The 393-nt window shown below is 65.9% G+C and carries 1 pseudogene; it reads left to right on the top strand.

The annotated features are described in order from the left end of the window. Positions 1-393, top strand: a pseudogene (locus A3764_RS00435) (sensor histidine kinase); the annotation flags it as partial.

Below are 393 nucleotides of genomic sequence, written 5' to 3'. Positions count from 1 at the left end.
AGGCTTTCGCGCCGCACCCAGCGCGCGGGCGGTGGCCTTTCTGGTCGAAGCGGAATCCCGCGCCACCGACCCCAACCGTTCGATCCTCAGCTATGTGACGCCGGGCGGGGTGGTATATGGCAACGGGGCCATCGCACGGGATGACGAAGGCTATCACATCATCACGCTGCGCGACGCGCCGGGCGATTATGCCGGTGATTACCTCACGCTGACTGATACCCTGCATGGCGGGCTGCTTACGGTGGCACGCAGCCGCGCGGAGATCGAGGCGCTGCGGGCGGGCTTCGTCAATATCCTGTGGATCAGCCTCTTGCCGACGATCCTCATCGCGCTGTCGGGGGGCCTTGTCATCGCGCGGCGCTCGAAACGGGATGTGGAGGTGATCGGGCGAAC

This window comes from Sulfitobacter sp. HI0129, from assembly GCF_001635395.1.
GTDB lineage: Bacteria > Pseudomonadota > Alphaproteobacteria > Rhodobacterales > Rhodobacteraceae > Sulfitobacter.
This window is presented reverse-complemented; position numbering and strand designations above follow the sequence as displayed.